A 4,004-nucleotide genomic window follows, 5' to 3' on the forward strand; every position below is an offset into this window, starting at 1 on the left:
CCTTTATACAGCCCAATCACCACTTCCACGCCAGAATCTCGCAAATTTTCCGCGTGAGCGTGTCCTTGACTCCCAAAGCCAATAATGGCTACTTTTTTCTTTTGAATCAGCCCTAAATCGCAATCTTTATCATAATACACTTGTAATGCCATACGAGTTCCTTTCGAGGTATTGCCCTCTTGTAAAATAAAATCTCAATTATAGTTAAAACAAACTTAGTTATAATTAATGCTAAGAAGCCACAATACAAAAAAGGAAATGAAATGCCAAACAAAAGCACACACAAGCATTCTAAGCCTTTTGGTTCTGCTTTGCTTGAATCTTCTCAAATAGAATTTGTTTCCCAAACCATTACCCATTTGCTCCAAACTATTGATATTGAGCTTAAAAACGCTTTTATTACGCTTAAAAACGCCCTTGAACAACACGATAATGCCACGCTTTTATCCACCCTCTCGCATTTGAATAAACAAGACAAGACATTGCCTATTATCAAGGCTTTTACCCTCTATCATATGCTTCTTAACATCATCGAAGAGCTTAACATTAGCAATAATGTGCAGATAAATCAACTCTCCCAAGCTTTGCAAGATCTCTACAATGAGGGTTATGAAAAGCCAGAAATGCTAGAAATTTTAGAAAATCTACGCTTTTATCCGGTTTTTACTGCCCACCCTACAGAATCTCGCCGCCGCACTTTCCTTGAAGCACATCACCAAATGAGTCAAAAAATTAAGGCGATTTTAGCTCATAATGATGAAAAAGCAAAAAATCAGCTCCTTTATCGCCTCAAGCTCCTTTGGCAAACGCATCTTGTGCGAAGCGAAAAAATGGAGATTCTCTATGAGCTTGATAATCTGCTTTATATTATCGAAAGCTCGGTTTTAGCCTCTGCCTTACAAGTGCTAGATTTTGTGCAAAGCCTACTTGATAAACCCCTAGAATCTTCTCCTATCACCTTAGGAAGTTGGGTAGGAGGCGATAGAGATGGTAATCCGTATGTGAGCAATGAGATTATGACAAAGGTAATGAAAATCGCACATAAAGCAATTATTAATATCTATATAACTCGATGCGATAAGCTCATACGCGAACTCTCAATCTCAATTGATTTTGTCAAGCCCTCACGCGCCCTTATGCAATCTTTGCAAAGCCAAATGCACGAGCTTCCTAGCAGCGAGGCAACACTTTTTGCTAAAGAGCCTTATCGTGCCAAGCTCTATCTCATACGAAAAAAGCTCAAAAATCGTCTTATCGCCATTAATGCACCCGAAGGCGTGAGCTTTACTTATAATAACTCCAAAGAGCTATTAGCAGATATTGACTTACTCATAGAATCATTAGACCCACTCTCTGCACAGGGATTGAGAGAATTTCGACATTTAGTGCTTTTGGGAGGATTTCATTTATTGCAACTTGATTTTAGAGAGCATAGAGATGTGATTTTAAGCACTATTAGCGAGATTTTTTGTTTGCTAGGCTTAAGTGATAGTGATTTTAAAGATTTAAGCGAGAAGAAAAAATGCGAGATTCTTGATATTGCCTTAAGCAAAAAATACAATCTCAATGTAATTGTTGAGCAGCTTTGCGAATCTTCTAAGCGACTTGTAGGAGCATTTTTACGCATACAATGGGCAAAAAAACATATCTCTAAAGCCATTGTGCAAAGCTTTATCGTTTCTATGAGCACACAAGCAAGTGATTTACTCTGTGTGTTATGGCTTGCCAAACAAAGCGGTTTGTGGAAAGTAGGCAAACAAGCAGAATCTAAAAGTGGTAAGGCATATATTTCTATCACTCCACTTTTTGAAACTATTGATGATTTGCAACGCGCACAGGGCATTATACGCTCACTCCATACAAATACGCATTATCGGCAGTATCTCTATGATAATAACAATACGCAAGAAATTATGGTGGGGTATTCGGATTCAAGCAAGGACGGCGGGATTTTTGCAAGTAATTACAATCTCCATAATGCCATTAGTGAGCTTACACATTTGCAAGATGAGCTGCATATTACTATTAGCTTTTTTCACGGCAGGGGTGGGAGTGTTAGCCGAGGGGGCGGTAGCCTAGAAGAAGCTCTGCTTTCATCTGCACCCCAAAGTGTGCATAGTAAGCTAAAAACAACTGAACAAGGCGAAATGATAAGCGCAAAATATCTCAACAAACACATTGCTACAAAGAATTTTTCAAACACGCTTGGAGCTTTGCTTAAAAAAAGTGTAGCCGATACTTATTGTATCAATGGGGCGTGTGAGAGTGATGCGCATATTATGGCATTGCTCAAGCCGGTTTCTGTGGGCTCATTTCAAAGCTATCGTGCGCTCGTATATGAGAACAAAAACTTTATGGGCTATTTTAAAAAGGCAACGCCTATATCATTTATACAAAATCTCAATCTCGGCTCGCGTCCAAGCAAGCGCAAAGATTCACAAAAAGTAGAGGATTTACGCGCGATTCCGTGGGTGTTTGCTTGGACGCAAAATCGCGCTATAATCCCCGCGTGGTATGGACTAGGGAGCGGATTAGCCTATGGGGATAAAAACGCGCTCAAAAGTTGTTATGAGCAATCGCTTTTTTTTAAAACAACCATTGATAATATTTCTCAAGCAATGCTTAAGGTTGATTTAGATATTGCAAAGCTTTATGGGGCATTTGTAGAAGATAAGCTTGTGCGTGAGGATATTTGGGAGCATATTTATAGTCAATATCATCTCACGCTTGAGTATATTTTATATTTGCGTGGCGAAGATGAGCTCTTTGATTCTGAAAGTGCTATTAGAGAATCTATCCTCTTGCGCAAACCTTATTTGAGTGTGCTTAATCTCACGCAAATTGAGCTGATAAAAAGATATCAAAGCTGTAAATATCCTAAAGCACAATCGCGCCTCCTTGAACAAATCCACGCTACTATCGTAGGCATCGCGCAAGGCATTCGCAATACAGGGTGAGTGTGCGGTGCGCATTGCTCATAGGCACATACAAGAAGCACAATGAGTTGTGATGTTGTTTTATAGACAAGAAAAAAGCTGGAATCCTTGGCACGGCTGCTTTAAAATTAGCGAGGGCTGCAAGAACTGCTTTATTTATAGTATAGATTCAATCCATAAACGCGATACAAAGTGCATTGTTTTGAACAAAAACTTTGAATACCCCCTCAAAAAGCGCAAAAATGGGGAATACTGCGTGAGTGATGGGAGCTTGGTATGGACTTGCTTTAGTAGTGATTTTTTATTGCAAGAAGCTGATATGTGGCGTGAGAGGGCGTGGGAGATAATGCGGACGCGCAAGGGCTTGCATTTTATCTTTTTTACAAAGCGCATTGAGCGTTTGGGCGAGCATTTTCCCAAGGATTGGGGAAGCGGATATGATAATGTAAGCATTGGCGTGAGTGTAGAGAATCAAAAACGCGCAAATGAGCGTATAAAGCTTTTATGTGAGTTGCCTATCAAGCACCGCTTAGTAATCTGTGCGCCGCTGCTAGAGGAGATTCACATAGAATCTTACCTCAAAGATATAGAACTTCTCTCTGTAGGAGGGGAGAGCGGGTATCAAGCAAGGGCGTGCAACTATCAGTGGGTTTTAGCCCTAAGGGAGCAAGCGAGGGAAGCGGGAGTGAAGTTTCATTTTCATCAAACAGGCGCGAGATTCATAAAAGATAATAAACTCTATCATATTCCTAAGGCTCTGCAAAGAAGTCAAGCCAAAAAAGCGGGGATTGATTTAGAGTAGCTTGAAATGCCTTTGGGACTTAGAATCTAGATTTTAGGACCACAAAATGTGCGCTTTGAAAGATTAAAAAACTTAGAATCTAGAATCTTTAAAGCCCAAGACAATTTATGTGTTTAAGAGAGGGGCTGTGCGCGTCCCCATAAATCTCCAAATGTTTTATCCCATTCTTTTGGATTAAATGTGCCTGTACCACCAATGGGAGTAAGTGTAAGCTCTCCTACGATAATTTTATTCTTTGTTGTATATAAATCAACGCGCACAAAGCC

General features: G+C 39.9%; 3 protein-coding genes and 1 pseudogene. 2 read left to right on the forward strand and 2 right to left on the reverse strand.

Annotation, left to right across the window (positions count from 1 at the left end):
* Positions 1-152 (reverse strand): annotated as a pseudogene (locus J1E28_RS07580) (ketol-acid reductoisomerase); the annotation flags it as partial.
* A gap of 111 nt (positions 153-263) precedes the next feature.
* Here J1E28_RS07580 and J1E28_RS07585 point away from each other — a divergent pair.
* Both J1E28_RS07585 and J1E28_RS07590 read left to right on the forward strand, forming a co-directional pair.
* Entirely contained in the window at positions 264-2,957 is a 2,694-nt protein-coding gene (locus J1E28_RS07585) for a phosphoenolpyruvate carboxylase (RefSeq protein WP_291028409.1), read from the forward strand.
* 52 nt (positions 2,958-3,009) lie between these two features.
* Entirely contained in the window at positions 3,010-3,738 is a 729-nt protein-coding gene (locus J1E28_RS07590) for a DUF5131 family protein (protein ID WP_291028411.1), read from the forward strand.
* Positions 3,739-3,851: 113 nt separating this feature from the next.
* Here J1E28_RS07590 and J1E28_RS07595 read toward each other — a convergent pair whose 3' ends face one another.
* Positions 3,852-3,998: an ATP-grasp fold amidoligase family protein gene (locus J1E28_RS07595; protein WP_291028413.1), complete on the reverse strand. Its 147-nt coding sequence runs from the start codon at positions 3,996-3,998 to the stop codon at positions 3,852-3,854.
* Positions 3,999-4,004 lie beyond the last annotated feature (6 nt).

It is taken from the genome of Helicobacter sp., from assembly GCF_022511165.1.
GTDB lineage: Bacteria > Campylobacterota > Campylobacteria > Campylobacterales > Helicobacteraceae > Helicobacter_C.